At 58.5% G+C, this 14,308-nt stretch carries 11 protein-coding genes; 4 read left to right on the top strand and 7 right to left on the bottom strand.

Annotated elements, in window-relative coordinates; all coding sequences use genetic code 11:
* Nucleotides 1–342: 342 nt before the first annotated feature.
* Complete coding sequence (locus IEV40_RS07555) at nucleotides 343–3,627, top strand: autotransporter outer membrane beta-barrel domain-containing protein (protein WP_188420377.1); 3,285 nt, start codon at nucleotides 343–345, stop codon at nucleotides 3,625–3,627.
* Here the strand turns inward: IEV40_RS07555 and IEV40_RS07550 are convergent.
* From IEV40_RS07550 to IEV40_RS07525, 6 genes are all read right to left on the bottom strand, one after another.
* Nucleotides 3,545–4,453: an alpha/beta hydrolase gene (locus tag IEV40_RS07550; protein WP_188420376.1), complete on the bottom strand. Its 909-nt coding sequence runs from the start codon at nucleotides 4,451–4,453 to the stop codon at nucleotides 3,545–3,547. The two genes, IEV40_RS07555 and IEV40_RS07550, sit on opposite strands and share 83 nt — an antisense overlap.
* A 205-nt stretch (nucleotides 4,454–4,658) precedes the next feature.
* Nucleotides 4,659–5,252, bottom strand: a complete 594-nt coding sequence (locus tag IEV40_RS07545) for a formyltransferase family protein (protein ID WP_188420375.1) — start codon at nucleotides 5,250–5,252, stop codon at nucleotides 4,659–4,661.
* Nucleotides 5,253–5,430: 178 nt separating this feature from the next.
* Nucleotides 5,431–6,480: an SDR family oxidoreductase gene (locus IEV40_RS07540; protein WP_188420374.1), complete on the bottom strand. Its 1,050-nt coding sequence runs from the start codon at nucleotides 6,478–6,480 to the stop codon at nucleotides 5,431–5,433.
* A gap of 131 nt (nucleotides 6,481–6,611) precedes the next feature.
* Nucleotides 6,612–9,074 carry an EAL domain-containing protein gene (locus IEV40_RS07535; RefSeq protein WP_188420373.1) on the bottom strand — a complete coding sequence of 821 codons (2,463 nt, stop codon included), beginning with the start codon at nucleotides 9,072–9,074 and terminating at the stop codon, nucleotides 6,612–6,614.
* A 34-nt stretch (nucleotides 9,075–9,108) separates the two neighbouring features.
* The gene (locus IEV40_RS07530) at nucleotides 9,109–9,564 is read right to left on the bottom strand and encodes a response regulator (RefSeq protein ID WP_188420372.1); all 456 of its coding nucleotides are present in this window, start codon (nucleotides 9,562–9,564) and stop codon (nucleotides 9,109–9,111) included.
* Nucleotides 9,561–10,952 carry a sensor histidine kinase gene (locus tag IEV40_RS07525; protein ID WP_188420371.1) on the bottom strand — a complete coding sequence of 464 codons (1,392 nt, stop codon included), beginning with the start codon at nucleotides 10,950–10,952 and terminating at the stop codon, nucleotides 9,561–9,563. Before IEV40_RS07525 ends, IEV40_RS07530 begins: the two co-directional genes overlap by 4 nt.
* A gap of 890 nt (nucleotides 10,953–11,842) precedes the next feature.
* Here IEV40_RS07525 and IEV40_RS07520 point away from each other — a divergent pair.
* The 3 genes from IEV40_RS07520 (at nucleotide 11,843) to IEV40_RS07510 (ending at nucleotide 12,991) form a co-directional block, all read left to right on the top strand.
* Entirely contained in the window at nucleotides 11,843–12,226 is a 384-nt protein-coding gene (locus IEV40_RS07520; RefSeq protein WP_188420370.1) for a hypothetical protein, read from the top strand.
* A 204-nt stretch (nucleotides 12,227–12,430) separates the two neighbouring features.
* On the top strand, nucleotides 12,431–12,610 hold the full coding sequence (locus tag IEV40_RS07515) for a hypothetical protein (protein WP_188420369.1): 180 nt from the start codon (nucleotides 12,431–12,433) through the stop codon (nucleotides 12,608–12,610).
* A gap of 114 nt (nucleotides 12,611–12,724) precedes the next feature.
* Nucleotides 12,725–12,991 (top strand): hypothetical protein, encoded by a 267-nt coding sequence (locus IEV40_RS07510; RefSeq protein ID WP_188420368.1) that lies wholly within the window; start codon nucleotides 12,725–12,727, stop codon nucleotides 12,989–12,991.
* A gap of 52 nt (nucleotides 12,992–13,043) precedes the next feature.
* Here IEV40_RS07510 and IEV40_RS07505 read toward each other — a convergent pair whose 3' ends face one another.
* On the bottom strand, nucleotides 13,044–13,814 hold the full coding sequence (locus IEV40_RS07505) for an alpha/beta hydrolase family protein (protein ID WP_188420367.1): 771 nt from the start codon (nucleotides 13,812–13,814) through the stop codon (nucleotides 13,044–13,046).
* Nucleotides 13,815–14,308: the final 494 nt, after the last annotated feature.

Genomic DNA, 14,308 nt, shown 5'->3' with positions numbered 1-14,308 from the left:
CGAAAGGAAAAAACGCGTATTTTACTAGCGAAGGCGAAGCTGTCTGATACGCGGCAGCAGAAATCAGCTACTGCCTACAGCTTGCGGAAGCAAAGACGCTTTTTATGCGGAACCGCGAGGCACCCAACCGGACAGTTGAGAATTGTTCTCATTGTATCGGAAACGCACCTTTCCGGCAAGAATGCCCCTACCGGACGCATGGCTGGCGGCCTCTGCAAATGTCGGCCAAATCGTGGCAGAACACCGCATCGTCGATTTCACATTGCATCCATTTTTCGTAATCATCTTGTCATAAGCGCTACGCATAATCGCGGCTTTTATCCACCCGAGGGAAAACCCGCCATGCGCTTCCGTCATTCGTTACGTCCGCTTCCGCTTGTGATCGCCCTGCAAGCCGCCTTCCCGCTTGTCGTCCATGCGGCCGACATCACGACCGATACCACCATCACGAATTCGACGGCAGCGCAGACCCTGGTCTCGGGCAAGCTCACAGTCAACGGCACGCTGGAGGTTTCCGGCGACAAGGCCGTCAACGTCAAGGCGGGCAATTCGGCCATCGTCAACAACGGCACCATCCGCAGCACAGGCGGCAAGAAAACCATCGACATCGGCAAGGCCGGCACCACCTTCAGCCTGACCAACAACGGCAGCATCACCTCGGACAACGTCGCCGTACGCGTCGACAACGACAACGTCGCCTACACGATCAGCAACCAGGGCACGATCTCGGTCTCCGCCGACGAGATCGGCGACGGCAAGAACTACGCGGTCAAGCTCAATCCCGACCCCGACGATCCGACAACCGGCAACACCTTCGTCAACGGTTCCGCGAACAATCGCAATGCGACCGTCACGTCGAACGCCGGCGCAGCAATCAAGCTCGGCAGCAACGTGCTGCTGACGAACTACGGCAAGATTTTCTCGACCAGCGCGGTCAACACTTCCTGCCCCGATTACCTGGGAGCCGATTGCGATGCGTTGAACGATGGCGACGGCGCACCCAAGGCCGGCGATGGCATTTCCATCGACGACGGCGACGAAGGCGGCGCCAACGGCAATGTCGCCATCGTCAATCACGGCACGATCACCGGCACGCGTCACGGCATCGACGGTGGCAGCCCGATCAGCACGACTGCCGACGCCAACCTGCTCGATGCGAAACAGCTCGTCTTCCACATCGGCGCAACCGGCGTGACTTTCGACCGCACCGACATGAACGGCAACGTCACCAATGGCGTGACGATCGCCAACCCAGTCGTCATCAACGACGGCACGATCACCGGCAACAACGGTTCCGGCGTCGGCCTGGACGGCCATGGCGTAGTCTTCAACTACGGCACGATCAGCGGCAACTACGCAGGAGCAGGCAACGTCTACGATCATCTGGGCGGCGGCCAGACCGTCGACAACGGCGATGGCGACGGCGTAGACATCGATGGCGTCGCCTATATCGAAAACTGGGGCACCATCAAGGGCACCGGCGCCGGCGGCCTCGATTCCGGCGGCCTGCCCAACGGCGCGGACGGCATCGCCGCCGGTGGCGGCACCATCATCAACCATGCCGGCGCAACGATCTTCGGCGATGCGCACGGCATCCTGATCGACGACGGCTCCGACGGCGCCACCGTCGCCGTACGCGGCACGGAAGATGCCGAAGGCGACAAGGCCTACATCGTCAACGCCGGCAAGATCACCGGCAACAAGGGCATCGCCGTGGGCCTCGTCGGCAACTTCGACGACACGCTGGTGAACAGCACCACCGGCGTCATCACCGGCGGCGCGCAAGCCACGCTGGTCGGCGCCAACAACAGCACTGCGGCAGGCGCGGCCGTGCAGATGGGCGACGGCAAGGACACGCTGACCAACTACGGCCGCATCGAAGGCAGGAACGGTATGGCGATCGACATGGGCGACGGCGACGATACGCTGAATCTCTACGGCGGCAGCGTGATCGGCACCATCGACGGCGGCGCCGGCAACAATCTGCTGCAGACCAACGGCACGCAAGTCTTCTCCGGCAGCCAGTTGAGCAACTTCCAGAACATCACCGTCCAGGGCGGCAGCACGACGTTCAATACCGCGCTGAACGTCGGCGGCAACGTGCAGATCGATGCCGGCGGCAGCCTGCAGGTCAAGGGCAATATCGACGCCGCCGACCTGAACGTCAACGGCACGCTGCAAACGACGACCGGCGGCACGTTCCGCACCACGACGCTCACCGGCAATTATGCGCAAGGCGCCAGCGGCATTCTCGAAACCCATATCGGCGGCAGCGACAGCGACAAGATTCTTGCCACCGGCACCGCCTCGCTGACGGACGGCGCCACCATCCGTCCGCTCCTCACCGGTACGGTTGCCGATGGCGCTTCCTATACATTGATCGATGCGAATGGCGGCCTGACTGCCAATGCCGGCAACCTGCAGATCGCCAGCGGTGTCTTCTATTCGTACACGCTCGACACCGATGCCGATACGCTGACACTGACTGCCCACCGCGAACACGGGCTGGAAAATATCGTTTCACCGCGCTTCAACGGCATTGCCAACGCACTCGATGCGCTTGCATCGAACGCCGGTTCGCAGGGCGCCATCGATCTGATCAATGCCTTCCAGGCACTGCCCGATGCGAATTCGGTTGCCAAGGCCACCGAGCAACTTGCACCGGAAACCAATGGCGCATCGCAATCCGCATCGATGGCGGCACAGAACAGCGTGTTCTCAGCCTTCGACAACCGCATCGATACCGCCCGCAACGGCGGTTCGGTGGCAATGGATCGTAGCGGCCTGGCCGGCGGCGACAGCGCAGGCGCGCGTTTCTGGGTGCAGGGTCTGGTTTCACAGGCAACGCAGAAGGCGCGCAAGGGCGCAAACGGCTACGATCTGGATGCGCAGGGTCTCGCCGTCGGTTTTGAAACCGATCTCAACGCGCGCGACATGGTCGGCCTCTCCGGCGGCTATACGCAGGCAGGCAGCGACGGACGCGATGATGGCAACGGCGACGACAACGACGTCAAGGCGCTGCATCTGGGCGGCTACTTCAGCCGTACCGATCGCGATTACACACTGGACGCAAGCGTGGCCGTGTCATCCAACCGTTACGACAGCCATCGTCTGGTCAGCATCCCCGGCTTTACCGAAAGACTCAAGGGCGACTACTCCGGCTATCAGCTCGGGGCACGCATCGAATACGGTATTCCCTTCGTGCTGGACAAGCAATGGAGCGGCCGCTGGCTGGTCGGCGCACGTGCCGCCTATCTGGACAACGAAAGCTATACGGAAACCGGCGGCGCCTCGGCGCAGCACGTGGAAAGCCAGGATGCGCATTCCTTCCAGAGCGTCATCGGTGCGGAATTCGTCAACCGGCTGGATGCATCGTCCAGCGCAACGCTGCGTGCCCGCTATCTGCATGAATTCGCCGATACGCCGGCCGTCGAAGCCAGCTTCGTCAACGGCGGTCCGTCGTTCAAGGTCGACGGCGTGCAGCCTGGCCGCGATGCCTTGCAGCTCGGCGTCGGCTATCGCAACGTGACGTCGGCCGGCACCATCATTTCGGTCGGCTACGATCTGGAAGTACGCGACCGCTATCTCGGCCATCAGTTGACTGCCCGCGCAAGCTGGCAGTTCTAACCTTGGCCAGATCGATCGCCGTACGCATGCGGTGATCGATCCCCGGCAAGATCAGCAATTCTGCCGGGGCATTCGCCGGATAGGCACGCAGGAAATCCTGCAGCAAACTGAGCGGCACCACCTTGTCCTCCGCTCCCGCCAGATGCACCTGCGGCAGCCTGAACAATCTTTCCCTCACCAGAACCGGATTCAGCGAGGCCGCCAGCGGCGACACGCCGTGCAGGCGCGTCCATGCCGCATGATCGAGCGGCGACGCAACCGTCAGCAAGGTGCTGACATCGTCGCGCCACGCCGCGACCAAGGCCGCCATCACGCCGCCGCCGGAATAACCGGCAAGCACGATGTGCGACGCGCCGCTCGCTCGCTTCGCATCGTCGATCGCCGCATTCGTGCGTGTCACCCATTTTTCGGCAAAGCGTGCGTCGGTCCAGTCATCGACCGAGCAGTCCTGCAATTCGTCAGCGGAAAGAAACTGGCAAGGGCGTGCCAGATACAGCACCGGCACCACCGTCAGTTCCTTCGCCAACCGCCAGCCGACCGCATCCAGCGGCGTCGGATCGGATGACGGCTGCCGCATGCTCAGCCAGGCGCGGCCGTCGCCTTCGATCACCACCCAGAGTTCGTCCGATGCAACTGGCTTCTTCTGCATACGCAGCATGCCGACAAGCGGCGGCGTACTGCCATAGCGCACCGCAGAGAAGCCCAGCGCGCCCCCCTCGTCCAGCAGCGTCGCCGTACGTTCGGCCGGCGTCAATGCGCAAGCGGCAAGCGCCGCAACAACAGCGACGAGAGCCGCGCGGGAAGCAATGCGTGTCGCACGCAGCACATGCGGCCGGCCAGCATGCCGAAGCAACAGAAAAAGAGAAAAAGGAGGACGAAAGTTCATGCCGTAATGTCGCCGTGCATACATCCGGCGTCAAGACAAACGCCTGTCGAAAACCGGACATGCAAAAAGAAAATGCACGACAACGCAAGCTGTCGTGCATTCATCGCAACCGGCCGCATTCCGTATCGGATGCAGCCCGATTACTTCATCGCTTGATCGACGGCTCCACCGTCGCGATGCTTTCATCCTGCTCGATCTTGACGACCTTGCCGTTGTCCAGATCGTTGCAAACCTCGACCAGCAAACGCAGGCCCAACGGTGCCAGGTCGCGCTTCCACAGCAGTTCCGGCGTATCGCCCGGCTTCACGAACACGTGCTCCTGCGCTGCGATCGGGCCGCCGTCCATCACTTCATTGAGCCAATAGACGCTGCCGCCGGTGACCTTGTCGCCCATGTTGATGGTCCAGATGATCGCATCCTTGCCGCGGTGCAGCGGCAGCAGCGACGGGTGATAGCCAATCGCGCCGTAGGTCGTGCGGTTGCGTGTCGGCTCGCGCACGAAATCGTGCGAGTGCGCAGTGACGATCAGGTCCACGCCGTCTGGAATCGTGTTTTCGTTCAGCAGGCCCGATTTCATCCACTTGACGCCGGCCGCTTCCGCCACTGCTTTCAAGCGATCGTCACCGCCATCGCTGCTGGTTGCCGGCGACGAAACGCCGACGATGTTGTGGCCCGCGTTGCGCAAGGCCGTAAATGCTTCCGCACCGAAGTGCTTTTGTCCACAGATATAGATATTCACGAATGTACCGCTGCTCGAGTTGTCGCCGTTCCGGCTGTTGATCTTCAGGCACCGGCAACTGTCCGGCCGGGCCTGCACGGTGGTCGAAGACATGCAGCCCAACGACCCGTACATTGCGCAAACGGCAGGCTGCATGCAGCTTATCGTTCCCGCGCCCGGCATTTTATTACAGATGCGGCTAGCTGCCGATGCTGCCGGTAATCGGCAGCACGATCCCGCTGATGTAGCTGGAACAGGCAGCGGAGGCGAGAAACACGTAAGCCGGCGAGATTTCCTCCGGCTGCGCCGGTCGCCGGTAGTCGGTTTGCGCACCGAATTGCGCGATCTGGTCCCCGCTCCGGTCGGCCGGATTAAGCGGCGTCCACACCGGGCCCGGCGCCACGGCGTTGACGCGAATGCCCTGGTCCAGCACATTGGCCGCCAACGACTTCGTGAAAGCATGGATCGCCCCCTTGGTCGCCGAATAGTCGAGCAGCTTCTTGCTGCCGGCGATACCGGTAACCGAGCCGGTATTGATGATGGCAGAGCCGCGTTTCAGGTGCGGCAGCGTGGCCCTGGCCATATGAAAATAACCGTAGACATTGGTCTTCATCGTTTCGTCGAAACGCTCGTCCGTCAAATCGAGCAGCGAATCCGCATGCTCCTGGAAGGCGGCATTGTTGACCAGGATGTCGAGTTTGCCGAAAGTCTTGACGGTCTTCTTCACCGCCTTTTCGCAGAAAGCCGGATCCTTGACGTCGCCCGGCAGCAGCAGGCATTGCCGGCCTTCGGCCTCGACATGGCGCTTCGTTTCCTTCGCATCGCGATGCTCGTCCAGATAGACGATCGCCACATCCGCACCTTCGCGCGCAAACAGGATCGCCACCGCACGGCCGATGCCGGAATCACCTCCGGTGACGATCGCTTTCATGCCCCTGAGCTTGCCGCTGCCCTTGTAGGCTGCTGCCATGAACTGCGGCTGCTGCGGCAACTCGGATTCCAGACCCGGCTTGGCGAGATGTTTGCCGGCCAGCGGCGGCGCAGGCTGCCGTTTCGCGCCGGTCTGCACGGCGGGCTTCGCGCTTTTTACCGTTTTCTTCGATGCGTCTTTCTTCGCTACGGCCTTTTTCGACGCGGCCTTGCGTATGTCTTTTTCGTCCTGCTGACGCTGTATGCGGCGCTGCTTCGCTGCCACCGGGCTTGATGCTTCGTTCGTCGCACGTGCGTGCTTCGTTCTGCTTGCAGCCATGTCGCTCTCCTTCGGCTCTCGATCAAAGCTGTATGACGCGACGAAGCCGCAGCCGTTCCTGGCTGCGGCCCATGACGAATTTGAACTGGAGAAATGTCGGCGGCAGTGTCAGCGGAACTGCCGCAGGAATGTCAGTGCTTCTGTCGCGCAATCAGCATCGCGCGCAAATCGTCGAAGACCAGCGGACAACTGATGAAATAGCCCTGGCCTTCATCGCAGCCGTTCTGTTTCAGGAAGGCAAGGTGCTCGGCCTTCTCGATGCCCTCGGCGATGACCTTGATCTTCAGGCCCCGCGCCAGCGCGATGATGGTCTGCGCGATGATAGCGTCGTCCGGATCGGTATCGCAGTTGAAGATGAAGGACTGGTCGATTTTCAGACGATCGATGGGAAAACGCTTCAGGTAGGCCAGACTGGAAAAGCCGGTACCGAAATCGTCGAGAGAAATCTGGATGCCCATCTCGTTCAATGCGCCCAGCACACCGACGACTTCCTCGATGTTGTGCATGACCATGCTTTCGGTCACTTCAAGCTCCAGGTAGCGTGGATCGAAACCGGCCGCATCCATCGTATCGCGCACGGTTTGCACGAAATCCTTCTCGCCCAGCTGTCGCGCCGACAGGTTGACTGCCACGCGCAACAGCGGCAGACCTTCCCGCTGCAATTGCAGAATTTGCTTGCAGGCCGTCATCAGCACCCAGGTACCGATCGGAATGATCAGACCGTTGCACTCGGCCATCGAGATGAAATCCAGCGGTGAAATCATGCCGCGCTTCGGATGCTTCCAGCGCAACAATGCTTCCACACCCGTGATTTCCCCGGTATGCAGATTGATCTGCGGCTGGTAAACGAGGAACAATTCGTCATTGCCCAGCGCCTGCCACAGGTCGCGCTCGAGCGACAGACGCTCGCCGGTCTGCGCGTTCATTTCCTTCGCGTAGAACTGGAAGTTGTTGCGGCCGCTGGATTTTGCGCGGTACATCGCCGCATCGGCATTGGCGAGCAAGGATTCGACGTCCTCGCCGTCTTCCGGGAAGCGCGCCACGCCCATGCTGCAAGTGACGACGATGTCCTGGCCGCGGATCAATACCGGCTTGATCAATTCCTGCTGGATGCGCTGCATCACGCGCAATGTGCTGCCGCCCTCCTCGTCGCGATTGATCAGCAGCAGCACGAATTCGTCGCCGCCGATGCGTGCTACGGTATCGCCATCGCGCACGCAATTCTGCAGGCGTGCGCCGACCGTCGCGATCAACTCGTCGCCGGCGCCGTGGCCGAGGCTGTCGTTGACCAGCTTGAAATTGTCCATGTCGATGAAGACCAGCGTCAGCGACTGCTCGTATCGGCGCGCGTGGATCAGCGCCTGCTGCGTGCGCTCGTAGAGCAGGTTGCGATTCGCCAGACCAGTCAGCGTATCGTAGTTGGCCTGATGTTCCAGATCGGCCTGGTAGCGCTTGATCTGCGTGACGTCGTACAACACGCCGACGAAATGCCGCACCGATGCGCTATCGCTCACCTGGCTGACGGGCGCGATGTACAGCTCGTTGAGGAACATCGTGCCGTCCTTGCGATAGTTGCGCAGCAGCACGGATGCCGGACGGTGTTCGCGGATTGCCGCCCGCAGTTTTTCCAGTTCCGGCTGGTCGGTATCGACGCCCTGCAGGAAATTGCAGTTACGGCCGATCGCTTCCTCGCCCGGATAGCCGGTGATGGTTTCGAATGCGCCGTTGACGTAGATCAGCGGCATCCCCGGCGCTTCCACATCGACGATGACGATAGGATTGACGCAGGCTTCGATCGCGCGTGTACGCAGCCACAATTCCTGCTCGGCCCGCATCCTCTCGGTGATGTCGATCGAGATGCCGCCCACCTGCGGCTTGCGGCTCTTCGCGTCGACCAGCGGAAATTTTGTCGACAGCCAGTGTCTTAATTCACCGGAAGCCGATGGGAAGCTCTCGATCTCCTGTCTCGCCTCTCCTGCCCGCAATACCTGCCTGTCGAGTTCGCGCAGGCTGTATGCGTGTTCCAGCGGCAGCAGTTCGGTATCGAGCCGGCCTACCGCACCGCCCGGTTCCACGTTCAGCGCCTTGTCCAGGCCGTGGTTGGCGTAGGCGAAGCGGCCGTCGCCATCCTTGATGAAAGCCGCGCCCGGCATGTTTTCCATGAAGGCACGGAACATCTGGTTGACTTCGTGCAGTTCATTCTCGATGCGGCGGCGCGCATCGCGCTCCTCGACCTGCTCCATCACGCGCGCGACGGCGCTCGGCAAGCGCGAGAGATTGGTCTTGATCACATAGTCGCTGGCACCCATCTTCAGCGAATCGATCGCCAGTTCCTCGCCGATACGGCCGGAAACGAAGATGAAGGGCGTATCCGGTCGATGCTCGCGCACCACCTTCAATGCCGACATGCCGTCGAAATGCGGCATCGAAAAATCAGACAGCACGACATCCGGCGCAAAACTGTCCAGTTCGCGGCGCAACGCCACTTCGGTATCGACGCGACGCGCCTCGTGACGTATGCCGCTGCGCGTCAGTTCGCGCAGCGCCAGTTCCGCATCGGTCGGCGTATCCTCGACGAGTAGAATCCTGATCATCGTCCGGCCCTCCGGTTGTGTTCAGCTTCCTTGTTCAGCCTTTCGCAATCGCCCCTGGAATCCGGTTCAGGATCGCCCAATAGAATCCAGCCTTCGATACTTCTTCGAAGAACTTATCCGATTCGACCGGCTTGACGAGGTAACTGTTCACGCCCATCTCGTAGCAACGCACGATATCCGGCTCTTCCGCGCTGGACGTCAGCATGATGACGGGAATCATCCGCGTCCTGTCGTCACCCTTGATCGACTTCAGCACTTCCATGCCGTTGACCTTGGGCATCTTCAGATCCAGCATGATCAGCGTCGGATCGCCCTCGACGCGGCCGGCGAACTCTCCTTCGCGCGCAATATAGTCCAGCGCCTGCTGGCCGTCGGTGACCCAAGTGATGTTGTTGACGAGGCCGACCTTCTTCAATGCACGCATCGTCATCTCGGCATCCGTCGGCGTATCCTCGGCGAGCAGAATATGCACGGGCATCAGGTTGTTCATGCGTGTGTCTCCTTAGGCAGGCTGAAATTGAAAATCGTGTATTCGTTCTGTTTGCTCTCGGCCCAGATACGCCCGCCGTGCCGCACGATCACGCGCTGTGCGATCGCCAACCCGACGCCGGTACCCGGGAATTCATCTTCCGTATGCAGGCGCTGGAATACGCCGAACAGTTTGTTATAGAAGCGCATGTCGAAACCGACGCCGTTGTCGCGCACCGAATAGATGACATCGTCCTCGCGCGGATCGCTGAATACTTCGACCACCGGATCAGGTTGCTTGCTGCTGTACTTGACGGCATTGGCCAGCAAATTCAGGAAGACCTGCCGCAGCAGCGCACGATCGCCCCAGCACGGTGGCAGCGGTTTCTTCTCCAGGCGCGGTGGCGACGGTATGTTCATGCAGACCTCATGCCAGACATCGTCGACCAGTCCGTTCATGTCGACCTTGCCGAAGTCCACCGGCTTGCGTCCCATGCGGGAAAATGCCAGCAGATCATCGATCAGCTGCCCCATCTTCTTGCTACTGGTGCGAATCACTTTCAGCAACCGGCGGCCTTCGTCGTCCAGCTTGTCGGCAAAGTCTTCCTCGAAGATGCGCGAATAGCCGTCGATCGCCCGTAGCGGCGAGCGCAAGTCGTGCGACACCGAATAGCTGAAGCTTTCCAACTCCTTGTTCGTCAATTCCAGTTGTGCTGCGGTCTTTTCGATTTCACGCTGAGCGGTCCTGCGGTGCGCAATTTCATGCAGGATCAACCAGATGGCAGACAGCAGCAGCACTACAGCCAGCAGGTTGCCGAACAGGATCCAGCGTTTCGTCGACGCAGCCTGCTGCTCCACCAGATTCGCCCTGTCCCTCAGCAGCTTTTCCTCGACATCGATCATGCGCTGAATCTGGGTGTGCAACTGCGCCATCGTTTGCCGTCCATCACCACGTATCATCGCGATGACTTCCGTGTTGCTGATTTCGGTACGGTCGGCCAGCATGTCAATTCCGAGTCGCAATACGTGCAGACGCGCATCGATCATGTCTTCCATGATCGCTATCCGTTGCTGCTGTTGTGGATTGTCCTTCGTCATCTCTTTCAATTCCGTAATCTGCTGCGGCAGTGAAACGACGACGGCATGATGCGTATCGAGGAAACTTTCGTCGCCCGTGATCAGATAGCCGCGTTGCGCGGACTCGGCGTCCTTCAAATCGGAAAAGATGCGATGGATTTTCTCGATGACGAGATGCGTGTGGCTGACCAGTTGCGCGCTGTCGGCGAACTGTTGAATACGATAGAAAGCGATGGCCGATACGAGGATCAGCAGCAGCATTGCCGCTGTCAGTCCTGCCTTTGTCAGCCATGTCCTGCTGCTTGCGCGAACCGATCCGGACTCGTTAGACATTTTCACCTGCCAAACACATTTCTCTGTACTTCAGCGGCGCGCGCGGCGCCGATCCGGACATCGTATTAAGGGTGAGACTTCTAATTTGAGTGCTGCCGTTTTGCACATCGGTCTGGCGAATCGCCGTACGATGCATTTACGAATGATTCTAGTAGATAAAAATTCCTCCAAGCACCATTCTTCCGGAAATATTTCCGGCGTATCGATCGGATATTCCGCGCAACTATGCAATTCATATGCCCGGCTGGACAAATGTCTTGGATTTTCATCCCATGTATATGGGAATAACAGAGGGAAAATGACTGTAGAAAATAATATTTCTACAACTTTGTAAAAAGCAGATTGCGGCCAGATTCTCGAACCAATCTATAGGTAAAAAATGCACGCTTTGTTACATCTTCAATTCAACACCAGGACACACCATGCCGCCCCCTCAAATTCCTTGAAAAACTTCTAACAAAATTTCTGTATTCAAGGTCACTGCATCGTTCATACAAATTAAGGGGGAACGCAAACAAAACTGCCTGGTCAAGCACGATACTTTTCAGCCAGATGAAGAAAGGCCACCTCGTTCATGACTGCATAACCGTACGGCATTTCTATAGCAAATAGAGAAGCGCCATAACACGGCTATGTATTCTCGATACGTCTGCTCTTTCCTCCACCATACCCATATGCACGAACCCTTACCGCCATCTCAAGCCAAATTCTTTATCCAACCAGTGTCAGCAGCGAGCAGTCACATCACGATTTTCACGGCAATACCGTTTGCATTAGAAAAATTCACTCGCAAGCGCCATCCGTTCGCAGAAAATAGTGAACGGGCAGCACAGAAATGAAAATTGGGCATATCATGGAAACGCACGTCACCCACTCATCCAGGAAAAACAATGGATAGTCTGAACGTACAATTCAACGTCGCCGTTCTCACCGTACCCCACTTCGTTACACCCGAAGATTTTCCCCGCTGGCTGCAGCACGAAACGCATGCGCTGCAGGATCTGGCTGCCGACAACAGCCTCATCATCGTTCGCCTGTTTCTCGACAAGCGCATCAAGGATGCCTTGACACGCAAGACGCTCGACGTCCTGTTACAGGAAACCACCAACAAGTACCCGCATATCTTCCGCATGGAAATGGTCGTCATCGAAGACGAGCTGGAAAATGACGAGATCGAATGGATACAGTCCGATGCGGAACATGAGCTGGCCGAACTGCTGCAGACGGTGGAAAAATTCCAGGAACAGAAAATTGCGCGCGGCAAGCTGCATTGATCATTGAAGACGGCAGCCGGCATTTTTCTTCGGCAATATTATTGATTGCCATTGCCCATCAACTGAGGAATGAATTTCCATCCCTCACGCCATGACAGTGTGCCGCGATGAAAGACATTCCTACACAAGAAGCAGAAAAGCACCGATCCCCTGCGACTGTCTCCGACCATAAGATGGCCCTACCGACATGATCAAGGAGACGACATGAAATCCGATAACCTCAATCAGCAAAGCCGCGATAAATCCAATAATCCGACTGCATCGCGCTCAAGCGACAAAGACGAAAAAATCATTCGCCACGAAACGATTCCTGGCGTCAAACCGCAACCTGGAGACGACAAGAAAAAAGCGTCGACCAGTACCGTCGATGAAGATTTGAACTGATTGCACCTCGCCATGAAAAAAGCCACGTCCAATCTTGGGCGCGGCTTTTTTATTGCACGATCGTTTCGCAGCCACATGCTAGGATAGCGATTCGCAATTTTCCGGAGAAAACACATGCAATCGCACTACGAAACATACAAAGGCTGGAGCGTCTCCGTGCAAGTCTCGGCCCACCTGTCGTGCATCGACATCGATCGCGAACTGCCCGACTACATGCCGCGCGTCTATGTGACCGAACATTTTCCGGGCGGGTTCAGAGATCGCGAAGTGATCGACGGCCACTCGTATCCGACCACGGAAGCATGCATAGCACACGGCCTGCAGACGGCGCGCGAATATATCGATCGCCAAACCGGCGAAAAGAAGCCGACGAAGCACTGATCTGACTTTTACATTGCCCGGCACCTGCCGGGCAAATTTTTCCCTCAGTGGATTACGCTGCCATCGGCAGATAGCGTGCCGCCCATGCGGCGATCAATTGCGCCACGTAATCCGCATCTTCCCGCCGCGTCAGCAGATGGTCCGCATCATCCAGCGAGATGAAGCTTTTCGGATGGCGTGCTGCCGCGAAAATATGCGATGCGCTGGCGATTTCTACCGTGTCGTCTCCCGGCGCATGCATGACCAGCAGCGGCCGCTGCAAAGTCGCGATGCGCGAACGCAAATCGTTCTGTCGCAAACCGTCGACCAGACTCTTGCGCACGACGAACGGCCGCCCGCCCAGTTTCACTTCCGCCTCTCCTTGCTCTTCCACCCTTTCCAGCCCGGCCGGATCGAACAAGCGCAGCACATGCGCCACGTCATACGGCGCGCCAATGGTGACGACACCGCGCACGCTCGGCAACTCGCCCGCCGCCATCAGCGATGCCGCACCGCCGAGACTGTGGCCGATCAGCAATGAAGGCGGTTTGCCGGCAGCTTCCATCGCACGTGCCGCAGCAACCAGATCGCTGACATCGGCAGCAAAACTGGAATCGCCAAAAGTGCCGCCGCTGGCTCCCAACCCCGCGAAATCGAAACGCAGCACGCCCACGCCGCGCTCGGCAAGCGCTTTCGTCACACGTGTTGCAGCCAGGCTGTCCTTGCCGCAAGTGAAGCAATGCGCAAAAATCGCCCAGCCGCGCGAAGCGATTTCCGGCTCCGAAAGACGTCCGGAAAGTCGATAGCCCTTGGGGCCGTCGAAATCGAAAATTTGTGGTGGCATTTTTCTTGTCCCTTTTTGATGCAAAGCCGATTCAAACAATGACGGCATCATAGGTAAAAATCGGCAGGCTAATATTTCACACTGTATCTATCGCGCTTTTTTTCACATGACATTACGTTCAGCTACGGCACAACCTGAAAATCGACGATGCTGCCGTCGATGCGATGAAGGACTCCGATGGAGAGGGCCGTAAATGCCCGCCATATTGATAAGCGCGAACTATCCTCATTGACCTTAACGATTCGTATCGCTAGCTGCCTTGATCACATCGTTACTTTATAAGTACGGTCCAATCTTGATAAGACTAGAAAGCATCAATAAAACATCAATTCGTCTCACGCACTGCAGCTCTCTATGCATTTCCCAGCAGGAAAAACACCATATTCATGGGATGCTCACGTTTTCGACAATCCTGCATGCTCGCGCCACCTCATGCCATCATTGCGCCCATTTGCCATCATCTGACACATTGACGAGGCATACTTCCGATTCCC

The sequence above is a fragment of the Oxalicibacterium solurbis genome, assembly GCF_014635845.1.
Lineage (GTDB): Bacteria > Pseudomonadota > Gammaproteobacteria > Burkholderiales > Burkholderiaceae_D > Oxalicibacterium > Oxalicibacterium solurbis.
Note: the sequence above shows the minus strand (reverse complement) of the source record. Positions and strands in the feature narration are given on the sequence as shown.

Coding starts and splice junctions, on each gene's coding strand:
- IEV40_RS07525 (WP_188420371.1), bottom strand. CDS start 10,952: ATGTCTAACGAGTCCGGATCGGTTCGCGCAAGCAGCAGGACATGGCTG.
- IEV40_RS07515 (WP_188420369.1), top strand. CDS start 12,431: ATGAAATCCGATAACCTCAATCAGCAAAGCCGCGATAAATCCAATAAT.
- IEV40_RS07510 (WP_188420368.1), top strand. CDS start 12,725: ATGCAATCGCACTACGAAACATACAAAGGCTGGAGCGTCTCCGTGCAA.
- IEV40_RS07505 (WP_188420367.1), bottom strand. CDS start 13,814: ATGCCACCACAAATTTTCGATTTCGACGGCCCCAAGGGCTATCGACTT.
- IEV40_RS07520 (WP_188420370.1), top strand. CDS start 11,843: ATGGATAGTCTGAACGTACAATTCAACGTCGCCGTTCTCACCGTACCC.
- IEV40_RS07530 (WP_188420372.1), bottom strand. CDS start 9,564: ATGAACAACCTGATGCCCGTGCATATTCTGCTCGCCGAGGATACGCCG.
- IEV40_RS07540 (WP_188420374.1), bottom strand. CDS start 6,480: ATGGCTGCAAGCAGAACGAAGCACGCACGTGCGACGAACGAAGCATCA.
- IEV40_RS07555 (WP_188420377.1), top strand. CDS start 343: ATGCGCTTCCGTCATTCGTTACGTCCGCTTCCGCTTGTGATCGCCCTG.
- IEV40_RS07535 (WP_188420373.1), bottom strand. CDS start 9,074: ATGATCAGGATTCTACTCGTCGAGGATACGCCGACCGATGCGGAACTG.